Source organism: Nocardia sp. NPDC004711, from assembly GCF_053601595.1.
Genome location: NZ_JBSGCB010000047.1, coordinates 1 through 22,067, shown reverse-complemented (window position 1 = coordinate 22,067; position 22,067 = coordinate 1). Strand labels below are relative to the sequence as shown.

General features: G+C 68.9%; 22 protein-coding genes. 9 read left to right on the top strand and 13 right to left on the bottom strand.

All coding sequences use genetic code 11. From position 1 onward, the window contains the following. Nucleotides 1-12 precede the first annotated feature (12 nt). Nucleotides 13-1,227 carry a glucose-1-phosphate adenylyltransferase gene (glgC, locus tag ACWEKS_RS36180; protein WP_354833640.1) on the bottom strand — a complete coding sequence of 405 codons (1,215 nt, stop codon included), beginning with the start codon at nt 1,225-1,227 and terminating at the stop codon, nt 13-15. Between the two features lie 147 nt (nt 1,228-1,374). Between glgC and glgA the strand changes: the two genes are divergently transcribed. Further along, the gene (gene glgA / locus ACWEKS_RS36175) at nt 1,375-2,544 is read left to right on the top strand and encodes a glycogen synthase (RefSeq protein WP_452344310.1); all 1,170 of its coding nucleotides are present in this window, start codon (nt 1,375-1,377) and stop codon (nt 2,542-2,544) included. A 12-nt stretch (nt 2,545-2,556) separates the two neighbouring features. Here the strand turns inward: glgA and ACWEKS_RS36170 are convergent, their stop codons facing one another. Then, on the bottom strand, nt 2,557-3,066 hold the full coding sequence (locus ACWEKS_RS36170; protein WP_452344272.1) for a GNAT family N-acetyltransferase: 510 nt from the start codon (nt 3,064-3,066) through the stop codon (nt 2,557-2,559). Between the two features lie 69 nt (nt 3,067-3,135). Between ACWEKS_RS36170 and ACWEKS_RS36165 the strand changes: the two genes are divergently transcribed. Continuing rightward, a complete protein-coding gene (locus ACWEKS_RS36165) occupies nt 3,136-4,074 on the top strand; it encodes a LysR family transcriptional regulator (RefSeq protein ID WP_452344271.1) in 939 nt (312 codons plus the stop codon). Here the strand turns inward: ACWEKS_RS36165 and ACWEKS_RS36160 are convergent. The 9 genes from ACWEKS_RS36160 to ACWEKS_RS36120 all read right to left on the bottom strand — a co-directional run bounded on the left by ACWEKS_RS36160 (nt 4,046) and on the right by ACWEKS_RS36120 (nt 12,528). Further along, nucleotides 4,046-5,158 (bottom strand): putative RNA methyltransferase, encoded by a 1,113-nt coding sequence (locus ACWEKS_RS36160; RefSeq protein WP_452344270.1) that lies wholly within the window; start codon nt 5,156-5,158, stop codon nt 4,046-4,048. The genes ACWEKS_RS36165 and ACWEKS_RS36160 overlap by 29 nt on opposite strands. Nucleotides 5,159-5,265: 107 nt before the next feature. After that, complete coding sequence (locus ACWEKS_RS36155) at nt 5,266-5,433, bottom strand: DUF3117 domain-containing protein (RefSeq protein WP_083869218.1); 168 nt, start codon at nt 5,431-5,433, stop codon at nt 5,266-5,268. A gap of 165 nt (nt 5,434-5,598) precedes the next feature. Continuing rightward, complete coding sequence (locus ACWEKS_RS36150; RefSeq protein ID WP_452344269.1) at nt 5,599-6,171, bottom strand: DNA-3-methyladenine glycosylase I; 573 nt, start codon at nt 6,169-6,171, stop codon at nt 5,599-5,601. Continuing rightward, complete coding sequence (locus ACWEKS_RS36145; protein ID WP_452344268.1) at nt 6,168-6,587, bottom strand: DivIVA domain-containing protein; 420 nt, start codon at nt 6,585-6,587, stop codon at nt 6,168-6,170. Before ACWEKS_RS36145 ends, ACWEKS_RS36150 begins: the two co-directional genes overlap by 4 nt. 158 nt (nt 6,588-6,745) lie before the next feature. Next, on the bottom strand, nt 6,746-7,882 hold the full coding sequence (locus tag ACWEKS_RS36140; protein ID WP_452344267.1) for an Mrp/NBP35 family ATP-binding protein: 1,137 nt from the start codon (nt 7,880-7,882) through the stop codon (nt 6,746-6,748). 100 nt (nt 7,883-7,982) lie between these two features. Further along, entirely contained in the window at nt 7,983-8,852 is an 870-nt protein-coding gene (locus ACWEKS_RS36135) for a lytic transglycosylase domain-containing protein (RefSeq protein ID WP_452344266.1), read from the bottom strand. A 176-nt stretch (nt 8,853-9,028) separates the two neighbouring features. After that, complete coding sequence (locus tag ACWEKS_RS36130) at nt 9,029-10,462, bottom strand: lytic murein transglycosylase (protein WP_452344265.1); 1,434 nt, start codon at nt 10,460-10,462, stop codon at nt 9,029-9,031. Nucleotides 10,463-10,618: 156 nt separating this feature from the next. Further along, nucleotides 10,619-11,206, bottom strand: a complete 588-nt coding sequence (locus ACWEKS_RS36125; protein ID WP_452344264.1) for a DUF1003 domain-containing protein — start codon at nt 11,204-11,206, stop codon at nt 10,619-10,621. Continuing rightward, nucleotides 11,203-12,528 carry a magnesium transporter MgtE N-terminal domain-containing protein gene (locus ACWEKS_RS36120; protein WP_452344263.1) on the bottom strand — a complete coding sequence of 442 codons (1,326 nt, stop codon included), beginning with the start codon at nt 12,526-12,528 and terminating at the stop codon, nt 11,203-11,205. The genes ACWEKS_RS36125 and ACWEKS_RS36120 overlap by 4 nt, the downstream gene beginning before the upstream one ends. 61 nt (nt 12,529-12,589) lie before the next feature. Between ACWEKS_RS36120 and ACWEKS_RS36115 the strand changes: the two genes are divergently transcribed. Genes ACWEKS_RS36115 through ACWEKS_RS36105 form a run of 3 tightly spaced genes read left to right on the top strand, consistent with a single transcriptional unit; the run spans nt 12,590 to nt 14,648 of the window. Further along, nucleotides 12,590-13,525, top strand: coding sequence for an HpcH/HpaI aldolase/citrate lyase family protein (locus ACWEKS_RS36115; protein ID WP_452344262.1), 936 nt, complete (start codon nt 12,590-12,592; stop codon nt 13,523-13,525). A 51-nt stretch (nt 13,526-13,576) separates the two neighbouring features. Next, nucleotides 13,577-14,068: a general stress protein gene (locus ACWEKS_RS36110; RefSeq protein ID WP_452344261.1), complete on the top strand. Its 492-nt coding sequence runs from the start codon at nt 13,577-13,579 to the stop codon at nt 14,066-14,068. Between the two features lie 4 nt (nt 14,069-14,072). Further along, on the top strand, nt 14,073-14,648 hold the full coding sequence (locus ACWEKS_RS36105; protein ID WP_379441106.1) for a suppressor of fused domain protein: 576 nt from the start codon (nt 14,073-14,075) through the stop codon (nt 14,646-14,648). Nucleotides 14,649-14,665: 17 nt separating this feature from the next. Here the strand turns inward: ACWEKS_RS36105 and ACWEKS_RS36100 are convergent, their stop codons facing one another. Both ACWEKS_RS36100 and corA read right to left on the bottom strand, forming a co-directional pair. After that, the gene (locus ACWEKS_RS36100) at nt 14,666-16,294 is read right to left on the bottom strand and encodes an alpha/beta fold hydrolase (protein ID WP_452344260.1); all 1,629 of its coding nucleotides are present in this window, start codon (nt 16,292-16,294) and stop codon (nt 14,666-14,668) included. A gap of 80 nt (nt 16,295-16,374) precedes the next feature. After that, complete coding sequence (gene corA / locus ACWEKS_RS36095) at nt 16,375-17,445, bottom strand: magnesium/cobalt transporter CorA (protein ID WP_452344309.1); 1,071 nt, start codon at nt 17,443-17,445, stop codon at nt 16,375-16,377. A gap of 71 nt (nt 17,446-17,516) precedes the next feature. On the opposite strand from corA, the gene ACWEKS_RS36090 reads away from it, so the two are divergent. The 4 genes from ACWEKS_RS36090 to ACWEKS_RS36075 all read left to right on the top strand — a co-directional run bounded on the left by ACWEKS_RS36090 (nt 17,517) and on the right by ACWEKS_RS36075 (nt 21,977). Continuing rightward, entirely contained in the window at nt 17,517-18,371 is an 855-nt protein-coding gene (locus tag ACWEKS_RS36090; protein ID WP_452344259.1) for a PHP domain-containing protein, read from the top strand. Next, nucleotides 18,368-18,634: a hypothetical protein gene (locus tag ACWEKS_RS36085; RefSeq protein WP_452344258.1), complete on the top strand. Its 267-nt coding sequence runs from the start codon at nt 18,368-18,370 to the stop codon at nt 18,632-18,634. Before ACWEKS_RS36090 ends, ACWEKS_RS36085 begins: the two co-directional genes overlap by 4 nt. 51 nt (nt 18,635-18,685) lie before the next feature. Continuing rightward, nucleotides 18,686-20,242, top strand: coding sequence for an FAD-binding protein (locus tag ACWEKS_RS36080; RefSeq protein WP_452344257.1), 1,557 nt, complete (start codon nt 18,686-18,688; stop codon nt 20,240-20,242). 526 nt (nt 20,243-20,768) lie between these two features. Further along, the gene (locus ACWEKS_RS36075; protein ID WP_452344256.1) at nt 20,769-21,977 is read left to right on the top strand and encodes an NAD(P)-dependent malic enzyme; all 1,209 of its coding nucleotides are present in this window, start codon (nt 20,769-20,771) and stop codon (nt 21,975-21,977) included. Nucleotides 21,978-22,067 lie beyond the last annotated feature (90 nt).

The window sequence follows — 22,067 nt, the reverse complement described above, 5'->3', positions numbered from 1 at the left end:
AACACCTGGTAGTCAGACCCAGATGCCCTTGCCGACGGTCACCACGCCGCCATTGCTCACCGCGAAACGCTCCCGATCCCGGTCCAGATCCACGCCGATGATCTCGCCCTCCGTCACCACCACGTTCTTGTCCAGAATGGCGTGCCGCACCACCGCACCCCGGCCGATCCGCGCGCCCGGCATGAGCACACTGCCCTCCACCGTCGCACCGTCTTCGACCAGCACATTCGAGAACAGCACCGAATTGCGCACCGTCGCCGCCGACAGAATGCTGCCCGCGCCCACGATCGACTCCTGGGCCAGGCCGCCGCGGCCGAACTTGGCGGGTGGCAGATTCTCGGCCGCACCGCGAATCGGCCAGTGCTTGTTGTAGAGATCGAAGACCGGATCCACCGACACCAGATCCATGTGCGCCTCGTAGAAGGCGTCGATGGTGCCGACATCGCGCCAGTAGCCGCGGCTGCGCTCGGTCGCGCCGGGCACCACATTGGTGGAGAAGTCGTAGACCGCGGCCGCGCCCGACCGCACCAGGCTCGGAATGATGTCGCCGCCCATGTCGTGGTCGGAGTCGTTGTCGTCGGCGTCGGCGCGAATGGCGTCCACCAGCACCTTGGTGCTGAACACGTAGTTGCCCATGGAGGCGAAGGTGACATTCGGATCATCGGGGGTGCCGGGCGGATGCACCGGCTTCTCCAGAAAGCCGATGATGCGGCCGGATTCGTCGGAATCGATGCAACCGAAGGCGCTCGCCGTACTGCGCGGCACCCGGATGCCCGCCACCGTCACGCCCGCCCCGGAGTCGATGTGCGCCTGCACCATCTGCTCCGGATCCATCCGATACACGTGGTCGGCGCCGAAGACCACGATGTACTCCGGGTCCTCGTCGTAGATCAGGTTCAGCGACTGCATGATCGCGTCCGCGCTGCCGGTGTACCAGCGCGGGCCCAGCCGCTGCTGGGCCGGCACCGGGGTGATGTACTCCCCGCCGAAGCCCGACAGCCGCCAGGTCTGGGAGATGTGCCGGTCCAGCGAATGCGACTTGTACTGCGTCAGTACGCAAATGCGCAGATAACCCGCATTCACCAGATTCGACAGCACGAAGTCGATGAGCCGGTACGCGCCGCCGAAGGGAACCGCGGGCTTGGCGCGGTCCTTGGTGAGCGGAAAGAGTCGCTTGCCCTCGCCACCGGCGAGCACGATCCCGAGTACGTGCGGCTGGCTCCTCACACTTCTGAAACTACCGGTTGTGCCCGAACACGGAATGTCCAGCTGGTGCCGTGTTCATCGCGATCTTGCGAGCCACCTCGATTGGTTAGCCCGCGAGCTAACGTTTAGTTTGGAACGGTGAGTTACCGCGCGGACGGAGCTCGCGGACTGCGAGTGGCCCTGATGACCCGCGAATACCCGCCGGAAGTGTACGGCGGGGCGGGGGTGCACGTCACCGAACTCGTACCGCGGTTGCGGCGGCTGTGCGATGTCACCGTGCACTGCATGGGGGTCGCGCGCGCGGATGCCGTGGTGCACCAACCGGATCCGATGCTCTACGCGGCGAATTCCGCGTTGCAGATGATGTCCGCGCAGCTGCGCATGGCCGAGGCCGCGAGCTTCGCCGACGTGGTGCACTCGCACACCTGGTACACCGGGCTCGCGGGGCATCTGGCCGGGGAGCTGTACGGGATTCCGCACGTGCTGACCGCGCACTCACTGGAACCGCGACGGCCGTGGAAGGCGGAGCAACTCGGCGGGGGCTACCGGCTGTCCTCGTGGTCGGAACACAATGCCATGACCCACGCCGACGCCGTCATCGCGGTGAGCGCGGGCATGCGCGCCGATGTGCTCGCCGCCTACCCCGATATCGATCCCGCCAAAGTCCACGTGGTGCACAACGGCATCGACGCCGACGTCTGGCATCCGGGCGGTCCCGCGTCCGGCTCGCGGGACGTGCTCACCGAGCTCGGCGTGTCCCGGGGGCGGCCCATCGCGGCGTTCGTCGGGCGCATCACCCGGCAGAAGGGCGTCTCGCATCTGCTGGCCGCGGCCCGGCATCTGGATCCGGGCATTCAGCTGGTGCTGCTGGCCGGGGCCGCGGACACACCCGCCATGGAGGCCGAGGTGGCGGCGTCGGTGCGGGCGTTGCGGGCCGACCGCGACGGCGTGTTCTGGATCAAGGAGATGCTGCCCACCGAGCTGGTGCGGCAGGTGCTCGCGGCGGCAACGGTTTTCGTGTGCCCGTCGGTGTACGAGCCGCTGGGCATCGTGAATCTGGAGGCGATGGCCTGCGGGACCGCGGTGGTGGCCTCGGATGTGGGCGGGATTCCGGAGGTGGTGGTGCCCGGGGAGACCGGGCGGCTGGTCCACTATGACGAGACCGCGCCCCGGGACTACGAGCGTGGCCTGGCCCGCGCCGTGAACACCGTTGCGGCGGACCCGGTCACGGCCGCCGCGATGGGGGCGGCCGGCCGCGACCGGGCGATCGGCGCCTTCGACTGGAACCGGATCGCCGCGCGCACCGCGCACATCTACGACCTGGTCCGCAAGGGATAGCCGGGCGCCGGTTCAGGCGGTCAGGGGATATCGCATGAACACGTCGGCCCGGTCATAGGGACTGGGCGGCAGCTCCGAGGGCGGCACGTGCACGAAACCCATGGCCTGGTACAGGTGCACGGCACTGGCCAGCCGGGCATTGCTGGCCAGGAAGAACTCCGTCGCGCCCAGATCGCGCACCCGCTCGATGGCGGTGGCCAGCACCACCCGGCCGATGCCGCGGCCCCGGAAGCGGGGTGAGACGGCCATTTTCGACAGTTCGAACACGCCCGGCTCCTCCTGGACCAGGGCGACACAGCCGACGGCCTCGCCGTCCAGCCGGGCGATCAGCACCTCGCCGCCGTGATCGACGATGGCCTGCGGATCGTCGAGGGCAGCCAGGTCGGCGGGCTCGACCGAGAAGATGGTCTCGATCCACTCCAGGTTCAGGTCCTTGAAGGCGCGGGCGTCGTCGGGTGAGGACATCGGCGCGACCACGATCGAATCGAGTTCCGGGGCGCGGGCTTCCGTCTGCTGAGTCACCAGGAAAGCATGTCGGACGTGGAACCATAACGTCCAATACTGGATAGCTGCGATCGATATGATCAACTTATGAACCCCGGTGTGGAGCTGCGGCACCTGCGCTACTTCCTGGCGGTCGCGGAGGAACTGCACTTCGGGCGGGCCGCCGCCCGCCTGCACATCGCCCAGCCCGCCCTCACCCAGCAGATCCAGCGCCTGGAAACCCTGCTCGGAACCCGGCTCTTCGACCGGACCTCGCGCACCGTCGCGCTCACTGCCGCGGGAATCGTGCTGCGCGAGCGCGCCCACGCCCTGCTCGGTCACGCCGAACGCGATCTGGCCGAGGTCACCCGCATCGGCCAGGGCAGTCAGGGCACGCTCTACCTGGGCTTCGTCCCCTCGGTGCTGCCGCTCGAACCACTGCGCGGGGTCCGCGAATTCCGCGAACGGTTTCCGCTCGTGCAGATCGACCTGGTCGAAGGGTTCACCAGCCACCTGATGGAGCGCCTCGCCAACGGCACTCTCGACATGGCCATCGTCCGCGACCCCGACGAGCAACCCGGCACCGTCACCGTCCCCCTCATGACCGAGCCGTTCGTGGCGATCCTTCCCGCCGACCACCCCGACGCCGGACGCGCCGCGCTCACCGGAGCCGAACTCGCCGAGAACCCGCTGGTCTTCTTTCCCCGCGCGGCGGGCGGACTCGCCTACGAGAAGAACCTCGCGCCGCTCCTGGAGTCCGGCCGCCCCCCTCGCATCGTCCAGGAGGCCACCAACTGGACCATCATCCTCTACCTGGTCGCCGCGGGCCTCGGCGTCACCATCGCCCCACGCAGCGCCACCTTCACCGCCCCCGACTCGGTCCGCATCATCCCCCTCGCCGAAACCGACGCGGCCACAACGATTTACATCGCCACCCGGGCGGACGACACCCGCCCCCTGGTCCGCAACCTTCTCGACCTGCTCCCGAACCGCCCGAAACCTCTTGAACCGCTCGGGCTCAGCGCGGGCGATACACCGAGATCGTGACCGACGCGGTCACCGGCATCGGATCGGGCAGGGCCGCAATCTGTTCCGCTCGCCCCTCGGCCGCATGAAATGCCGACGGCCCCATGGCCGCCACGTTCGCCACATCCTCGTGCGAGAGCTCCATCGTGTACTCGACCGTATCGTGTCCCACCAGCTCGAACCGCTCCCCGAGTGATTCGGCGAGCCGATCCGCCTTGGCCGCATCCACACTCACCATCCCGAGCGGCTCGATCAGCTCACCCAGATGCCGCGAGGTCGGCGTCACCACCACGAACCGCCCCTCGTTCCCCAGTACCCGCGCCACCTCGTCCGCATTCCGCGGCGCGAACACCGACACCACCGCCCCCATCACGCCATCCCGCACCGGCAGCCCCCGCCACGCATCGGCCAGCACCGACCCGCCCCGCGCATGCGTCCGAGTCGCCCGCCGCGCCGCCGCCTTCGACACATCCAGCGCGATTCCCCGAGCTCCCGGCACCGCATCCAACACAGCCGCCAAGTAATACCCGGTCCCCGCCCCGATCTCGAGCAGTGCCGGGCCGCCGCCCGCGGAGAGGAGGGTGGTGGTGAGTCGTGCTGCGGAGGCCGAAGTGACGGTCATTCCGGGTGCGAGGGTTCCGGGACGGAGGCGTCGATGCCGGGTCGGCGTGGCCGGCGAGGTGGCAGCCGTGGGGGAGTCCGCTCCGAATACTGCTGTGTCGGAATCGGTTACGGGGCGGGGGGTGGTGTCGCGGTGGGGGAGGGCTGCTGCGACGGTCTCGGCCAGGGCGGCGGCGATGGGGGCGAAATGCCCTGCGGCCTGAAAGGCGGTGCGGGCGTCGAGCATGGCCGGGGTGTCGCCGGTCATTTTGGTGGACGCGCCGGTGAGGAGGCTGATGTAGCCCTGCTTGGCCAGGTCGAAGCTGTGGCCGTGCGGGCAGCGCAAGGTACGGACGGGCGGGTCGCCGGCCGCGGGGTCGGCGCCGGGAGCCGTGAGGGGCAGGCCGCACTGTGGGCAGGCCAGCAGGTCGGCGCAGGCCAGAAGCCGTTCCGCGGGGGAGGGCTCGGCAGTGCCGACTATGGGGGGATATGAGTTGTTGTTCACCGTGGTACCGGTAAGCCTGGGAGCCCCCGGGATTCTCGAGGGGGTTCGGGGGCGAAGCCCCTGAGAGTCCCGGGAGTTGGGCTCACCGGCACCGGCGAGTCGATCGATCAGCTGGTGACTTTGACGAGTTCGTCACCGAGCGCCGCGGCTTCATCCGGCGTGAGCTCGACGACCAGACGCCCGCCACCCTCGAGTGGAACCCGCATCACGATTCCACGCCCTTCCTTGGTTGCCTCGAGGGGACCGTCCCCGGTGCGGGGCTTCATGGCCGCCATCCTCTGCTCCCTCCAGATCTGCGCGGTCTGCTGCGCACTTTCATGGAACTCCAGTTGTCACCAACCAGGCAGCCCGCCGGCATGTGGCGGGCTACACCATGCCCATTCTTCCCTATCGCGGATCGAGGCGGGTACCTGAGTTCCAAAAACCGACCGTCGTGGCGTTCAGCGAGTACCGACATTCACCCAGCAATCGGCGATGTGATCGTCTACCATCCCCGTCGCCTGCATGAGTGCGTATGCGGTCGTGGGTCCCACGAATTTGAACCCGCGTCGCTTGAGTTCTTTTGCGAGAGCAGTGCTTTCGGTGGTCACCGCGGGCACATCGGACATGCTCCGCGGGCGCTTGCGCGGGGCCGGGGCATAGGACCAGAGCAGGGCGTCCAGGCTCTCGCCGAGATCGCGGGCAACCCGCGCATTGTGGACGCTCGCCAGTATTTTGGCCCGATTGCGAACAATGCTGGCATCCGCCATGAGGCGTTCCACATCGGCATCCCCGAACCCCGCCACCCGTTCGATCGCGAAGCCCTGGAATGCGGTCCGGAAGGCGGGCCGCTTCCGCAAAATCGTGATCCACGCCAACCCCGACTGAAACGCCTCGAGGCACATTCGTTCGAATAGCGCGTCATCGCCGTGCAGCGGTCGTCCCCACTCCTGATCGTGGTAATCCCGATAAAGCTGGGAGCCTTCCGCCCATCCGCACCGAATCAGTCCGTCGGTGCTCGCGTCTGCGGTCATCGTGCGCCCGGCTCTTCGCCGTGCTCTGTCGCGACGGCCGGTTCGGCCGGGAGCACCTGGGGGGCCGCCGCCTCGCTCGGCCCGGACTGCGCATCGGCGCCGGGCTCGGCCACCGGCTCCGCCGCGGCCTCCGTTCCGGTCGCGCGGGCGAGTTCGCCCTCGAGTTCGTCGATGCGTGCGGCGAGCCGGGTCAGGGCCCAGTCCACCTCGCCCGCCTTGTACCCCCGGAACACCTGCTGGAAGCGCAGTGCCCGCACATCGCAGCCGCTGATCCCCGCCGCGGGCAGCACGGTGACGGTCGTCCCCTCCGGCAGCGGCCCGAGCTCCTCCGACCGCCCGAAGATCGCACTGGCCACCAGGAACAGCAGCGCGGCGACCAATCCGACGATCAGCACGTACAGCAGCATCGTGAGCATGCCCCGAGCTTAGGGCCCGCCCGCGACGCAGTCCGCCCGTACCCCTGGCGGAAACGCGCCCTCGAATTCCGCACTCCCCCAAAGGGAGAACAAAGTCAGGGAGCTCTCGGCGCGGGATTCGGGCGAATTCCGCGCTGAGAGCTCCCTGATCGTGATTGCTACAGGTGGCGGGTGGTGTCGATGGAGAGGGACATGCCGGCCAGGCCGCGACGGCGGACGGACAGTTTGTCGGCGATGTCGAGCAGGGCCTTGCCCGACGAGCTCTCCGGGGCGCGCAGCACGATGGGGGTGCCCTCGTCGCCGGCCTCGCGCAGCTGCTGCTCGATCGGGATCTGGCCCAGCAGCGGGACATTCGCGCCGATGGCGCGGGTCAGGTTGTCGGCCACGGTCTGCCCGCCGCCGGCGCCGTAGAGCTCCATGCGGGAGCCGTCGGGCAGATCGAGCCAGGACATGTTCTCGATGACACCGGCGATGCGCTGGCGGGTCTGCAGGGCGATGGAGCCCGCCCGCTCGGCGACCTCGGCGGCGGCCAGCTGCGGGGTCGTCACGACCAGGATCTCCGCGTTCGGAATGAGCTGGGCCAGCGAGATGGCCACGTCGCCGGTACCGGGCGGCAGGTCCAGCAGCAGGATGTCGAGGTCGCCCCAGAAGACGTCGGCCAGGAACTGCTGCAGCGCGCGGTGCAGCATCGGGCCGCGCCACACCACGGGGGTGTTGCCCTGGGTGAACATGGAGATCGAGATGACCTTCACGTCGTGCGCGATGGGCGGCAGGATCATGCGCTCGACCTGGGTGGGCCGCTGCTCGGTGCCCAGCATGCGGGGCACGCTGTGGCCGTAGATGTCGGCGTCGAGCACGCCCACCGAGAGGCCCTTGGCGGCCATGGCGGCGGCGAGATTGACGGTGACCGAGGACTTTCCGACGCCGCCCTTGCCGGAGGCGACCGCGTAGACGCGGGTGAGCGAGCCGGGCTGGGCGAAGGGGATGACCGGTTCCGCGGCGTCACCGCGCAGCTTGCGACGCAGTTCGGTGCGCTGCTCGTCGCTCATGACGTCCAGCTCGACCGTGATGGCGCCCACTCCGGCCACGTCGGCGACGGCCTTCGTGACCCGTTCCTGGATGGCGGATTTCATCGGGCAGGCCGATGTCGTCAGGTAGATCACAACGTGGACACCGCTATCCGCGCCGACTTCGACGCTCTTCACCATGCCCAGCTCGGTGATCGGCTTCCGGATCTCCGGGTCGATCACCTTCGCGAGCGCGACCCGCACATCCGATTCCATAACCACTGGCATGTGCCCAAGTCTAGGAGCGCCGTCGGCCGTGTCGTTTTCGCCCTCCGCTTATACCCGGGGCGGGTGTGCAGGGCGTGGTCGGATGCGTGGGTGGCGCGGTCTAGATGCGAGGCAGCGCGGCGGCCGCCGGGGAGATTCCCGAGCCGTACGCGGTCTCCCACGCTATGACGTTCGCGACATAGGCCATGGAGTTGTTGTAGCGCAGGATGGCCCGGGTCTGCTGGCCCGGATCACGCATGTCGAGGCCGCCCGAGCAGAGGTACTTGCCGGCGGTGAGCGCGGCGTCGTACATGTTCTGCGGATCGGCGACGCCGTCGCCATTGCCGTCGGCCGCGTACTTGCGCCAGGTCTCGGGCAGGAACTGCATCGGGCCCACGGCGCGGCGGTAGCTGCCGGACAAGCCGTCCAGGTCGCCGCCGTCGGAGGTCGCGACCACGTTGTTCCCGGCCAGCCTGCCGTCCAGGATCGGGCCGTAGACGGATTCGAGCGGATAGCCGTTGTCGTCGATTTTGCCGTAGCCGTGGGTGGATTCGACCCGGCCGATGCCGGCCAGCAGGTTCCACGGCATATTGCAGGTCGGATTCTCCACGGCGAGAATGTGTTCCGCGTTCTCGTAGGCGTCCTGCGCGACGCCCGGCATGCCGAGCGGCCCGGCGGCGCGCGCCGACGGTACCCGGCCGTCCGGCTGCGCGACGGACTTGACCTCCGGAGGGCCAACGGGCGCAACCTGTTTGGCCTCGTGCAGCAGCGGTTCCGGTGCGGCGGCCGGTATTACGGCTGCCTCGGGTGTGGGCAGTTGTTCCTCGCTGTCGTTCGACAGCTGGTGCTGAACGGTAGCCGCGAGCTTGTCGGCGATGTTCCCGTCGCCGGCTCCGGTAACTGTGGCCAGTCCGGCGGGCACGAGCCCGGTCAATGCGATGACCGATCCACGGCGAACTTTCGGGACCGGGGGTTTGCGGTGACGACCCACTGTGTGGTGACCCTCCATTGCCATCGGTTGATACCGGGGTGATGCAACGAAGGCCACGTTACCTTATCCGAGACCTTCCTGTTACCCCTTCGTGACCAACTCTCAGGATTTGAAGGAAACGCAAGTCAGACGCGAGTTCCGGAGCGGCGCGCCGTAACTCGCGAATCACACAATCGCTACGGTGCGGGCGCGGGGGCCGGCGCCGGAAGCGGAATCGTGATGCCGAACGGCAGCGTGATGCCGGGGGCCGGGGTGGTGGCGTCCGGCGTGGTTTCGGCCGGGGCCGCGGCCTCGGGTTCGGGCGTCGCGGAGGGCGTGACCGTTTGCTGGTCCTGCGGTTGCTGGACGGCCTGCTGCGGCTGATCCTGCGGCTTCTGGCCTTGCTGACCCGTCTGGGTGTTGCAGGTGGTGACGGCGGGCTGATCCTTGACCACCGGCTTGCCGTCGGGTCCGAACTGCTGCTCGGCCGGCTTGCCGTTCTCGGCCTTGGCGGCGTCCTCGGGCTTGGTCTTGTCATCGGTGTCCGGGTCGCCGGGGACCTTGTCGGCCTTCTGATCCGGCTGCGGCACCGGAACCATCACCTGCTCACAGGGATTCGCGGGCATCACCGGAGCCGGGCAGAAGATCCCGCACGGGATCGGCGGCAGGCCCGGGATGGTGATCATCACCTGGGTCGGCGTCGGCGTGGTGGACTGCCGCGCGGTGTCGGGCGCCGCGGTGGCCGGAATCGTAGTGGAGGCCACCGTGATATCCGGGCCGTTGACCGGAATGTAGTTGTTGGGCACCAGATCCGGCGAGATCCTCACCTGCTGCGGGGCGCCGCCGGTCTTGTAGGCGTTGGCCCAGCTGAGCACGTTGGCCGCGTACGACACCGAATTGTTGTAGCGCAGCACGGCCCTGAGCTGCTGCTGCGGATCGGCCAGATCCATGCCGCCCGAGCACAGGTACTTGCCCGCCGCCAGCGCGGCGTCGAAGACATTGTTGGGATCCGGTGTGCCGCTGCCCTTTCCATTGGCGGCGTACACCGACCAGGTGCTGGGCAGGAACTGCATGGGGCCGATAGCCCGCACGAAACTGCCGTCACTGGCCTTGATGATCTCGTTGCCGGGCAGCGTCCCGTCCAGGGCCGGGCCGTAGATCGGCGAGACCGTGGTGCCCGCGGCGTCGGTGCGGCCGTTGTTGGCGTGGTTGGACTCGATCCGGCCGATGCCGGCCAGCAGGTACCAGGGCAGATGGCAGTTCGGGTCCGAAGACTGCAGCGCCAGTTCGGCATTGCGGTAGGCGGCCAGCACGATCTCCGGAATGCCCAGCACGCCACTGCCGCCGGGCAGCGCAATGTCCTGCAGCGGCACGGTGCCGCCGAAGAGCGGCGATCCGTCGGCGGGCGGGGTCATTGCGCTGAGTTTGCGGGGGGCCTCCGGAGCCGCCGGAACCAGGCCGACGGTCTGGTCGGAGGGGGTGTCGGCGGGACTGTTCACGCTCCCGTTGTGCGTGGAGGCGGCTGCCAGCAATGCGTCCGGGGCGGCCTGCGGGGCCACGGTGTGGACGGTCATATTGGTGGCAGAACCGGCGGTGACCAGGCCCGCGATCAACAGTGCCGACGCTGTCACCGGAGCAGAAATTCTCTTCGCCACCACACAATCCCCTCAGTCGTGCGGCCGGTGCCCCGTGGTGACACTCATACAGCGGCTGTGTCTGGGTCGGTCGCTCGGAGCAACGTGATCCAGGTTACCCATGAGTCAGCTGGATCGGAACAACTTCGGTGGTCAGTCGCCATCTTTTTGTGGCGAAATTGCGACCTCATCAGGCTTCCGATCGGTACCCTTCTTTGCTTTCTTGACCTTCGCGACCTCGTCGCCGACTGTCAGTTTTTCCAATCTGACCAGGGACTCCTTGATGTCGTCCAGCTCCCGGCGCACGTAGTCGCGCGTGGCGACCTCGCCCACGGCCAGCCGCAGCGCGGCGAGCTCACGCGCCAGGAATTCGGTGTCGGCTTTCGTCTGAGCCGCTCGTGTCCGGTCCTCCTCGAGCGAGACCCGGTCGCGATTGTCCTGGCGGTTCTGCGCCAGCAGGATCAGCGGCGCGGCGTAGGCGGCCTGGGTGGAGAACGCCAGATTCAACAGGATGAACGGATACGGGTCCCACTGCAGCCGCAGCGCGAACACATTGAGCAGGATCCACACCACCACGATGACGGTCTGGATCACCAGGTAGCGGCCGGTGCCCAGGAAGCGGGCCACCTTCTCGCTGGAACGGGCCATCGCCTCGGGATCCCAGTCGAGGCCGCGGAAGCGACTCTGGACCGGAGTCTCCAAACGCTGGCGGGCGCTGAGTTTTTCGAGCCGTTCGCTCATGCGCGGCCTCCCGTCCCCTCGATCACGGGCATGCCGTGCGCATCGTGATGGTCTTCGTCCTGCTCGCGCCAGTCCTCGGGCAGCAGGTGGTCGAGCACGTCATCGACGGTGACGGCTCCCAAGAGATGATTCTCCGCGTCCACCACCGGCCCGCACACCAGGTTGTAGGTCGCGAAATATCGGGTCACGGCGGTGAGGGGGGCATCGGGCCGCAGCTGCACCAGATCGGTGTCGACGATGCCGCCGACCAGGTTCGCGGGCGGTTCCCGCAGCAGCTGCTGGAAGTGCACGCAGCCCAGGTAGCGGCCGGTCGGGGTGGCCGTGGGCGGACGCACCACGAAGGCCATGGATGCCAGGGCCGGCGTCAGCTCGGGATCGCGGATGCGGGCCAGCGCCTCGGCGACCGTGGTGGAGGCGGTGATGACGATCGCGTCGGGTGTCATCAGACCGCCGGCGGTGTAGGGCGCGTGCTCGAGCAGGCGGCGCACCGGTTCGGAGTCCTCCGGATCCATCAGCGCCAGCAGCGATTCCGCCTCGCCCTCGGGCAGCTCGCCCAGCAGGTCGGCGGCGTCGTCGGGGTCCATGGCCTCGAGCAGATCGGCCGCGCGTTCCACACCGAGCTGCTCGAGCAGTTCCACCTGGTCGTTCTCGGGCAGCTCCTGGACCACGTCGGCCAGCCGCTCGTCGTCGAAGGCGGCCGCCACCTCGATGCGGCGCTTGAGCGGCAGTTCGCGCAGCATGTGCGCGACGTCGGCGGCTCGCATGCCCTCGAACTGCCCGAGCAGCTGGGTGACGTCCTGGCCGGGCAGGTTCAGCTCGGTCTGGGTGAGGCCGCGCACCTGCGCCCAGTCGACCACGTGCACCGCGCCGCGCCGGCCGAAGCCCACGCCGAGGCGGCGGCGTTCGCGCACGGCGACCCGGGACACCACCCAGTCGCGGGTGCGGCCCTGCTCGATGCCCAGGTCGACCACCACCACGTCCGTGCTCGCCAGCTGTGGCAGCTCGGGATCGGAGACGCGGACCGTGGAGTCGAGAATCTGCGCGATGGCCAGCAGCTCGCCGGGCCGCTGCTCGAAGCGGCGCACGCTGATGGTGCCGGTGGTGAGGGTGACCGCGCCCGGTTCGATGGCCTGGACCCGCAGCATTGGCACGAAAATGCGCTTGCGGGTGGGGAGTTCGACGAGTACGCCCAGCACCCTGGGTTGCTGGCGGTCGTAGCGTATCGAGATCACGATGTCGCGGAGGCGGCCGATAGACTCGCCGTCCGGTCCCAGTACCACCAAGCCCGCCAACCGGGCGGCGAAAACCTTCGTCGCTGCCATGTTTGGTAAGGCTAGTGGGTCAAACGCGTCCTAAATGTCGCGCCACGTGAAGGAGTGAGCCATGACATCGCGCCGATCGGTGCTCGCCGTCCCCGGCAGCAACCCGCGCATGATCGAGAAGGCCAAGGGACTGCCCGCCGACGAGGTGTTCCTGGATCTCGAGGACGCGGTCGCGCCGGCGGCGAAGGAGGCCGCGCGGGCGAATATCGTGGCGGCCCTCAACTCCGGCGGCTGGGGCGCCCAGATCCGCGTTGTGCGGGTCAACGATTGGACCACCGAGCACACCTATGCCGACGTCATCACGGTGGTGGAGGGCGCGGGCTCGGAGCTGGACGCCATCCTGCTGCCGAAGGTCACCGACGCCGGGCAGGTTCAGGCCCTGGACCTGCTGCTGACCCAGCTGGAGAAGGCCAACGGGCTGCCGGTCGGCCGGATCGGGATCGAACCGCAGATCGAGAACGCGCTCGGGCTGCGCAATATCGACGCCATCGCCACCGCGAGCCCGCGGGTGCAGACCCTGGTGTTCGGGCCCGCCGACTTCATGGCCTCGATCAATATGCGCACCCTGGTGGTGGGCGAGCAGCCCGAGGGCTACGAGCCGGGTGACGCCTACCACCACATCTATATGACGATCCTGCTGGCGGCCCGCGCCCACGGCCTGCAGGCCATCGACGGCCCCTACCTGGCGGTCCGCGATATCGACGGCTTCCGCCGCAACGCATCCCGCACGGCCGCACTGGGTTTCGACGGCAAGTGGGTGCTGCACCCGGATCAGATCACCGCCTGCAACGAGATCTTCAGCCCGCGCCAGGCCGACTACGACCGGGCCGAGGAGATCCTCGACGCCTACGCGTTCCACACCTCGGCCGAGGGCGGCGCGCGGGGCGCGGTGATGCTCGGCGACGAGATGATCGACGAGGCCAGCGCGAAGATGGCTCAGGTGATCGCTGACAAGGGCAGGGCGGCCGGAATGGCGCGAACCACGCCTGCTCTGTGAATCGGGCACGGCGAATCGGCGTCCGTCGACGCGAAATAGCATGATGGAGTCATGACGAATCCCATGGGGAATCCGAGCCGGGGCCGTCCCGGCCTGCCGACGCCACCGTCGGGCTGGCCGGTCGGCTCCTACCCGACCTATGCCGAGGCGCAGCGGGCGGTCGACTACCTGGCCGACAACCAGTTCCCGGTGGAGGGCGTGACCATCGTCGGCGTCGACCTCATGCAGGTCGAGCGCGTGCTGTACCGGCTGACCTGGGGCAAGGTCATTGGCGGGGGCATGGTTTCGGGCGCCTGGCTGGGCCTGTTCCTGGGTCTGCTGCTGAGCATGTTCACCCCCGGCGGGACGATCGGCCCGCTGGTGGTCGGCCTGGTCGGCGGCATCATCTTCGGCCTCATCTCCGCGTCCATCCCGTACGCGGCCACCCGGGGCCAGCGCGACTTCGCCTCCACCATGCAGCTGGTGGCCGGCCGCTACGACGTGCTGTGCGACCCGAAGACCGCCGAGCAGGCGCGCGACATGCTCGCCAGGCTGGCCATCTAGATCCATGGAGGTACTGGATCAGGTCCGGGCCGCGGTGCTCGGTCATTTCGAGGTGGAGTCCGCGGACGCGGCATCGGTGACGTTCCTGGGTTTGGAGCCCATCGACATCCTGCGTATCCCGGACGGTGAGTTCGTGCACTACGCCACGCTGGGCGGTTCCCGGCATCCGATGACGGATCCGGCCGCGGCGCTGGCCGATCCGGTGCGCGGGCCGCGCGCGGAGCTGGTGCTGACGCTGCGCGGCGGTGCGGGCGCGGGTTCGGGGCTGACCCGCACGCTGGGCGTGCTAGTGGCGGCGCCCGCGGTGGAAGGTGTTGTGCTGCAGGCGGATGCGCTGCTCGATCTGGGAGAACCGTTGTGGACCAACGCGCCGTTCACCGCGGTGCTGCTGGGTGCGAGCGACATCCCGGAGGTGGCGCTGCCGGAACCCGCTGAGCCCGTGCGGTTCCTGACGGTCGCGCCGATCACCGCGACGGAGGCGGCGTGGGTGCGGATTCGCGGTGCGGCGGCGTTGCGCGACGCCTGGGCCGAGGCGGGAATCGATGTGCGCGATCCCGCCCGGGCCGCAGCGTCGCTCTGATCGACCGCCGCGTCGCGCTACTCGAACGGGTTGCCGTCGATCGGACAGGTCGCGCCGGCGACCGGAAGCGTTCCCGCGATGAGATAGTCGCGTTTCGCGGCCTCGGAGCAGGTGCTGTGCACGTACATGCTGCTGTGCCCGGCTCCCTCCACCACCAATAGGTGCGCGTCCGACAGTTCCGCCGCGCCGGCGGCGGCTCCGGCCAGCGGTGTCGCGGGATCATTGCGACTGTTGATCACCAGGATCGGGGCGGTCGGCCGATTCCACGGTCCGGAGTAGGGGTGCACGGCGGTCTGCGGCCAGTAGGCGCAGGTCAGCGCGTCCAGGACGCCGAGCCGGCCGAAGACGGGCACCCGCTGGTCCTCACTGATCGCGAGGGCGCTGTAGCGCCGCTCGTCGCGCGGCACCCGGCTGTCGGCGCACTGGACGCCGTGGAAGGCCTCGGTGTAGTTGTCGTCGTAGGTGTTGGCGCCGGTGCCGCCCAGGCCATGCGAGCTGCCCGTGCCGATATCGGCCACCTGCCGCACCAGGGCCGCGGTCTCGGCGAGCACATCGGTCGGCCGATACGGTGTGTCGCGCAGGTCGTAGAGAAGTTGCAGGGTGGCGGCGACCTGCGGCCAGCCGGCCGGATTGGACAGCTGGCCCGCCGCGGCCACCACGGTGCCGTAGTCGTAGCGTTTGCCGTCCCACGAGATCGGTTCGCGCCGTACCCGTTCCAGGATCCGCTGCCATTTGCCCCGCGGATCTCCCTGGGAGAAGGCGCATTCGGGCCCGGCCGCCACGCAGGCGTCGAGCATGGCGTCGAACGCGCCCGCGATTCCGGTGGCCACATCCTGACGGGTGTCGATGGGCTGGTCGGCGGCGGCGTCGTCGAGACCGAGGGCATTGCCGCGGAAGTCCATCGAACCGTCCAGCGCGAGGGCGCGGACCCGGCCGGGAAACATGTTGGCGTACAACGCGCCGAGGTAGGTGCCGTACGAAATGCCGTGGTACGTCAGCTTCTCGTCGCCGACGGACCGGCGCAGCAGATCCAGATCCCGTGCCGTGTTCTCGGTCGACAGGTGCGGCAGCAGGTCGGCGGCACGCTGTCCGCAGTTGTCCGCCAGCGTCTTCGCGGCCGCGAAGAACGGCGGCTCCGTGTCGGGTGTGCCCGGCATCGGGGGATAGGTGGCGAAGAACAGCTGCTGCGCGGTTGCATCCGGAAAACAGTGCACCGGTGCGCTGTTCGCGCTGCCGCGGGTATCCCAGGACACCAGATCGAAGCGGGCGCGCAGCTCGTCGGAGAACAGCCACGACCAGTGCGCCCGTTCCCGCAGCCGCTGCACCCCGGACCGACCGGGGCCGCCGAAGTTGACGAAGAGCGTGCCGATCCGCCGGGCCGGGTCGGTGGCGGGGAGTTTGATCACGGCCAGGTCGATCGATCGGGCCTCGGGATGCGCGTAGTCCAGTGGCACTCGCGCTGTCGCACAGGAGTATCCGGAATCGCAGTCGGTCCACTGCAGGGTGGGTGCCGGTGCGGCATCGGCGAGGGCGTCGATGTAGGAGTCGGCTGCCGGGCCGGCCGCGGCGGGCACCGGCACGGCCAGGAGAAGCCCGAATATTGCTGTCCACCAGGCCATCCGGCCGCGGATCGGCGAAGTCCTCATCACGAACACAGTCGAATTCATAGCAACCCGGCGGCGGGCGCGTCGAGGCGGCCGGCAAAGCCGCCGGTGGCGTTCGGTGCTCAAAGCCAGTTGTTGCGATGGAAATTCGCGTACAGCAGGGCGCACAGCGCGATCATCGCCACGATCACGATGGGGTAGCCATAGGTCCACGAGAGTTCCGGCATGTATTCGAAATTCATGCCGTAGACGCCCGCGATCATGGTCGGCACGGCGGCCATGGCGGCGTAGGCGGAGATCTTGCGCATATCGGTGTTCTGCTGCACGCTCACCTTGGCCAGCGCGGCGTTGATGAGGGCGCTGAGGGATTCGTTGAAATCGATGATCTGCTCGGTGACCGCGGTGTGGTGGTCGGTCACGTCGCGCAGGTAGCGGCGGATCTCCTTGGGCAGCGGCAGGGTGGTGTCGTGGGTGAGCACCTGCAGCGGCAGCCCGAGCGGCTTGACGGCCCGGCGCAGTTCCACCACTTCACGTTTCAGCTGGTAGATGGCGTCGATCTGGAGCTTGTTCGCGGGGGTGAAGACGGCCTCCTCGATGGCGTCCACATCCTCCTCGATCGCCGCCGTGACCTCCACGTAGGAGTCGACCACGCGGTCGGCCACCGCGTGCAGGACCGCGCCGGGCCCCAGCGCGAGCTGGCGCGGGTCGGCTTCGAGATCCTTGCGCACACCGCTCAATTCGGTGTGCTCACCGTGGCGGACGGTGATCACGAAATCCGGTCCCGCGAACACCATGATCTCGCCGGTGTCGACGATCTCGCTGACCGTGCTGAGCTCGTGCTCGACGTAGCGCACCGTGCGCAGCACCAGGAACAGGATGTCGTCGTAGCGTTCGAGTTTGGGCCGCTGCTGCGCCTTGACCGCGTCCTCGACGGCGAGTTCGTGCAGGCCGAAGGTCTGCGCGATATCGGCCATGAGTTCCTTGCCGGGTTCGAGCAGTCCGAGCCAGACGAATCCTTCGTGGCGTTCGCGCACTTCGGCCAGCGCGTTCTTGTAGGAGCTGTGCTCGAACAGCCGCACCCCGTCGACGTAGACCGCGCAGTCGACGATCCGGCTGTGATGGACGGGCATCCTGGCGGGGTCGCGCGGCTCGCCGGACCGCCCGGGCCAGTGGAAGGACGGCAGCGGCGGAATCGAGGACACATCAGGGATGCTAATCGTCCCGCCCCCTGGCAATGGTTCGGGCCGCAGGCAATATAGGGGGCGTGCGCATCGATCTCCACACCCATTCCAACGCGTCCGACGGCACGGACACCCCGGCCGAACTGATCGCGAACGCCGCCGCTGCCGGTCTCGACGTCGTGGCCCTGACCGACCACGACACCACCTCCGGCTGGGCCGAGGCCGCCGCCGCGCTCCCTCCGGGCCTGACGCTGGTGCGCGGCATGGAGATGTCGTGTGTCGGGCTGGGGGAGGACGGCTATACGGTGCCTGTGCACCTGCTGGCCTACCTGTTCGACCCCGAGGACGAGTCCTTCGCGCAGGAGCGGGAGCGGTTGCGCGCCGAGCGGGTGGTGCGGCTGCGGGCCATGGCCGAGCAGATGGCCGCCGACGGTCTGCCCATCGATCCGGACGCGGTCATGGCCTCCGTGGGCCCGTCGGCGGGTCGCCCGCATCTGGCCCGGGCGCTGGTGCAGGCCGGGGTGGTGCCGAGCGTGGACGCCGCGTTCGAGGATCTGCTGGCCCCGCACGGCCGCTACTACGTCGAGAAGGCCGACACGCCGCTGCGGCGCGCCGTCGAAATGGTGGCCTCGGCCGGCGGCGTGAGCGTGGTGGCGCACGCCCGGGCTCGCAAGCGCGGGCGGCTGCTGGCGCTGGATCACATTCGCGAGCTGACCGAGTTCGGGCTGGGCGGCCTGGAACTCGATCACCCCGACCACAGTGCGGAGGACCGCGAGGTGCTGCGCCGGCTGGCCGCCGAGCTGGGTTTGCTGACGACCGGCTCCTCGGATTACCACGGCGCCAACAAGACCATTCGGCTCGGCGAATTCACCACCGACCCAACGCAATTCGAGGAAATCGTGGGCAAAGCGAGCGGCGTCCCGGTGATCACCGCATGAAAGTGGTCCGGGGCCTGAGCGGAGTGGTCGCCGGGGGCACGCTGGTGCTGGCGGCCACGGTCGTCACCACCGCGATCATCGGTGCTCGGCGCGGTTTTCCGGGCCCCGGATGGGCGGCGGTGACGTGGCATGTGACCGCGGCGGCAGCCGTGCTGGCCGCCCAAATTTATGCGGATAGACATCGGGGTTTTGCGGCTTTTTTCGGATGTTTGGTCGTTTTCGTGATAGCCGGATATCTGCTCTGGGCGCAGTGGTGGAATTGAAATACCCATAACGGTTGCGAGTGAGTGAACCGTCGTCGAACATTTGTCGTTATGACCGAATTCGACGCCGATGTGCTGGTGCTGGGAGGTGGCCCGGCCGGAGCCTGGGCCGCGCTGGCTGCTGCCGCTGCGGGCGCGCGGGTATTGGTCGCTGACAAGAGCCGTTGCGGCAGCAGCGGCCCGACGGCGCGGGGCGGGGTCACGCTGTGGAACATTCCGGCCGGTCCGGCTCGGGAGGAGGCCGTGCGGCAGAACTTCGCGCACGGCGGCGGGCTGGGGGACCCGGAGTGGATGTACCGGGTGCTGGAGGAGACCCATCGGCGTGTCGCCCAGCTGGTGACCGGCGGCTTCCGGTTCCGGGGTGAACACGCCGAGCGCCCGGCGCGGGTCTATCTCGACGGCGCGAAGTATCTGGGCCGGCTGCGGCGCAGCATGGTGATCGCGGGGATCCGCATCCTCGACCACCATCCCGCACTCCAGCTCATCACCGACCGTGACGGCGTCGTGTCCGGCGCGGCGGGTGTGACGCAGGGTGGCGAGTTCCGCGGCTGGACCGTCCGGGCGCGCGCGGTGGTGCTGGCCACCGGCGGCTGTGCCTTCCTCTCCGGTGGCGCCGGCACCGATGTGGACACCGGTGACGGGCTGCTGATGGGGGCGGAAGCGGGGGCCGAGCTGTCCGGCATGGAGTTCTCCAACGCGTATTCGCTGACCCCGGTGGCCGATTCGCCGCTGCTGGGCGGCCGCCCGGTCGCCGCGGTATTCGCCTCCGACCAGGTCATGCACTTCGCCACCCTCTACGACGAGTCGCGGGCGGTGCTGTGGGGGCAGGGATGCGGTTCGCGGGCACAGGCTTTCGCGGCCATCGCCGACGGGCGGCGGGTCTACGCCGCGCTGGACGAACTGCCCGAGGCGGTGCGTGCGGAGCTGCTGCGGCACGGGCCGAGCCTGACCGGTCAGGTGCCGCTGTGCGCGGTGCTGCAGGGCACGGTGCGCGGCACCGGCGGGCTGCGGCTGACCGGACCCGACTGCGCGACCACGGTTCCCGGCCTGTACGGCGCAGGCGACGTCACCACCCGGGAGCCCATCACCGGGGCGGTCAGCGGGTTCGGCGGTCAGAACGGCGCGTGGGCCATCGCCTCCGGCGTCTGGGCGGGCGCGGGTGCGGCCGATTTCGCCGTGGGCCGTCGCAAGCTCGGCAAGGCGCGCCCGGTGCCCGGCGCGGGCCTGGGCGACCGGGCGCGCCTCGATCCGCGCGCGGTGGTCGGCCTGGTCCAGGAGCACACGCTGCCGCTGCGGCGCAGCTACTGGCGCAGCGACGGCAGCCTGCGCGACAGCATCGGCGAACTGGACGGAATGTGGCCCGGCGTCGAATTGGCGCTCGGCGGAAAGGGACCCGATCGCCTGCCCGCCCGGCAGGCCGCCGCGCTGCTGGCCGTCGCCCGCTGGACCAAGTACTCCGCCCTGGCCCGCACCGAGACCCGCGGCATGCATCGCCGCACCGACCATCCGGGCGCCGGAAGCGACTGGCGCGTACGGTTGCTCTCCGGGGGTCTCGGCAGCGTCTGGGTCCGGCCTGACCTCACAGCGGTGGGTGCAACCCCCGCTTGACAGCTCACAGCCGCCGTCGCGACCGCGTTGTGACAGTTCTCCGAGTTCAGGTTCCGACCAGCGAGTTCCTGTTCATCTCGGCGTGATTCGACTGCCTTACCCTTCAACGATGGTGAGGCGACGCGACGGACCCGGGGGCGATTTGGCAGGCCGTCGCAGCGACTGGCAGAATGGGCCGATCCCGGCCGCAGCCACCGCCCGGCCCGGGACACTCGGTGATCACGAACCCCGACTCGCGGGTTCACACGAGGTCACCCCGGCTGTATCGCCCGGACACACCCCTCCGGTTCTCGCTCGACGATCTGCGCTGCCGCGACACACTTCTCGCAATGCCGTAATACTTTGTATGCGTCGCCACGATGAGGTGGCAAGGTTTCCACGAAGTGGCTCGGAAGTGGTGTCGACGTCGCTGAACGCGGCTGCGGCAAAAGATATATGAGCACCGAAACCACAAATTCCGCTATTACCGAACGGTAACCGTCAAACGGTTGAGTCCGAACCGATCAGGAGTGAAATCGTGTCATCCGTGACTGAAGCAGTGAATGCCACCGAGGCCCCCGCGTCCAATGGGGCGAACCTGTCCGACATCACCACGGAAGAAATTTTCGCCGGGCACCTTGGCGGCAAGCTCTCGGTCGAACTCACCGCTCCGCTCGACACCCAGCGTGATCTGTCCATCGCCTACACCCCGGGTGTGGCGCAGGTCTGCCGCGGCATTCACAAGGACGAGAGTCTGGCCAAGACCTACACCTGGGCCGAGCGCCTGGTCGTGGTCGTCTCCGACGGCACCGCCGTGCTGGGCCTGGGCGACATCGGCCCGCGCGCCTCGCTGCCGGTGATGGAGGGCAAGGCGGCGCTGTTCAAGAAGTTCGCCGGTCTGGACTCGATCCCGATCGTGCTGGACACCAAGGACGTCGACGAGATCGTCGAGACCCTGATCCGCCTGCGCCCGAGCTTCGGCGCGGTCAACCTGGAGGACATCTCCGCGCCGCGCTGCTTCGAGATCGAGAAGCGCGTCGTCGAGGCCCTCGACTGCCCGGTCATGCACGACGACCAGCACGGCACCGCCATCGTGGTGCTGGCCGCCCTCAAGGGTGCGGCCGCGGTGCAGGGCCGCGACATGTCCGGCCTGAAGGTCGTGGTGTCCGGCGCCGGCGCGGCCGGTGTGGCGTGCACCGACATCCTGCTGGCCGCCGGGGTTTCCGACATCGTCGTGCTCGACTCCAAGGGCATCGTGAGCCGGGATCGCGGCGACCTCAACAACGTGAAGGCCGAACTGGCGCAGCGCACCAACCCGCGCGGCCTCACCGGCGGCGCGGCCGAGGCGCTCGAGGGCGCGGACGTGTTCCTGGGCCTGTCGGCGGGCACCATCGCCGAGGAGTTCATCGCGTCCATGGCTCCCGAGTCCATCGTGTTCGCCATGTCGAACCCGGACCCGGAGATCCACCCCGAGGTGGCCAAGAAGTACGCCGCCATCGTGGCCACCGGCCGCAGCGACTTCCCGAACCAGATCAACAATGTGCTGGCCTTCCCGGGCGTCTTCAAGGGCGCGCTGGACGCCGGTGCGCGCCGCATCACCGAGGGCATGAAGGTGGCCGCGGCCGAGGCGATCTTCAACGTGGTGGCCGGTGAGCTGTCCGCGGACAAGATCATCCCGAGCCCGCTGGACCCGCGGGTCGCGCCGGCCGTCGCCGAGGCCGTCGGCAACGCGGCTCGCGCGGAGGGTGTGGCGTAGCCACTCGCCGAGCAGCGAAAGGGGCGCTTCGTCGTAAGACGAAGCGCCCCATTTCTTATTGGGCTAGACCGCGGCCGAGACCTATTCGAT

Bases quoted from the DNA above. Each gene is read 5' to 3' on its own strand.
- ACWEKS_RS36150 (WP_452344269.1), bottom strand. From the start codon at position 6,171: ATGACCGCAGACGCGAGCACCGACGGACTGATTCGGTGCGGATGGGCG.
- ACWEKS_RS36120 (WP_452344263.1), bottom strand. From the start codon at position 12,528: ATGGCAGCGACGAAGGTTTTCGCCGCCCGGTTGGCGGGCTTGGTGGTA.
- ACWEKS_RS36105 (WP_379441106.1), top strand. From the start codon at position 14,073: ATGGAGGTACTGGATCAGGTCCGGGCCGCGGTGCTCGGTCATTTCGAG.
- ACWEKS_RS36155 (WP_083869218.1), bottom strand. From the start codon at position 5,433: ATGGCGGCCATGAAGCCCCGCACCGGGGACGGTCCCCTCGAGGCAACC.
- ACWEKS_RS36085 (WP_452344258.1), top strand. From the start codon at position 18,368: ATGAAAGTGGTCCGGGGCCTGAGCGGAGTGGTCGCCGGGGGCACGCTG.
- ACWEKS_RS36080 (WP_452344257.1), top strand. From the start codon at position 18,686: ATGACCGAATTCGACGCCGATGTGCTGGTGCTGGGAGGTGGCCCGGCC.
- ACWEKS_RS36125 (WP_452344264.1), bottom strand. From the start codon at position 11,206: ATGAGCGAACGGCTCGAAAAACTCAGCGCCCGCCAGCGTTTGGAGACT.
- ACWEKS_RS36140 (WP_452344267.1), bottom strand. From the start codon at position 7,882: ATGCCAGTGGTTATGGAATCGGATGTGCGGGTCGCGCTCGCGAAGGTG.
- ACWEKS_RS36110 (WP_452344261.1), top strand. From the start codon at position 13,577: ATGACGAATCCCATGGGGAATCCGAGCCGGGGCCGTCCCGGCCTGCCG.
- ACWEKS_RS36100 (WP_452344260.1), bottom strand. From the start codon at position 16,294: ATGAGGACTTCGCCGATCCGCGGCCGGATGGCCTGGTGGACAGCAATA.
- ACWEKS_RS36145 (WP_452344268.1), bottom strand. From the start codon at position 6,587: ATGCTCACGATGCTGCTGTACGTGCTGATCGTCGGATTGGTCGCCGCG.
- ACWEKS_RS36165 (WP_452344271.1), top strand. From the start codon at position 3,136: ATGAACCCCGGTGTGGAGCTGCGGCACCTGCGCTACTTCCTGGCGGTC.
- ACWEKS_RS36115 (WP_452344262.1), top strand. From the start codon at position 12,590: ATGACATCGCGCCGATCGGTGCTCGCCGTCCCCGGCAGCAACCCGCGC.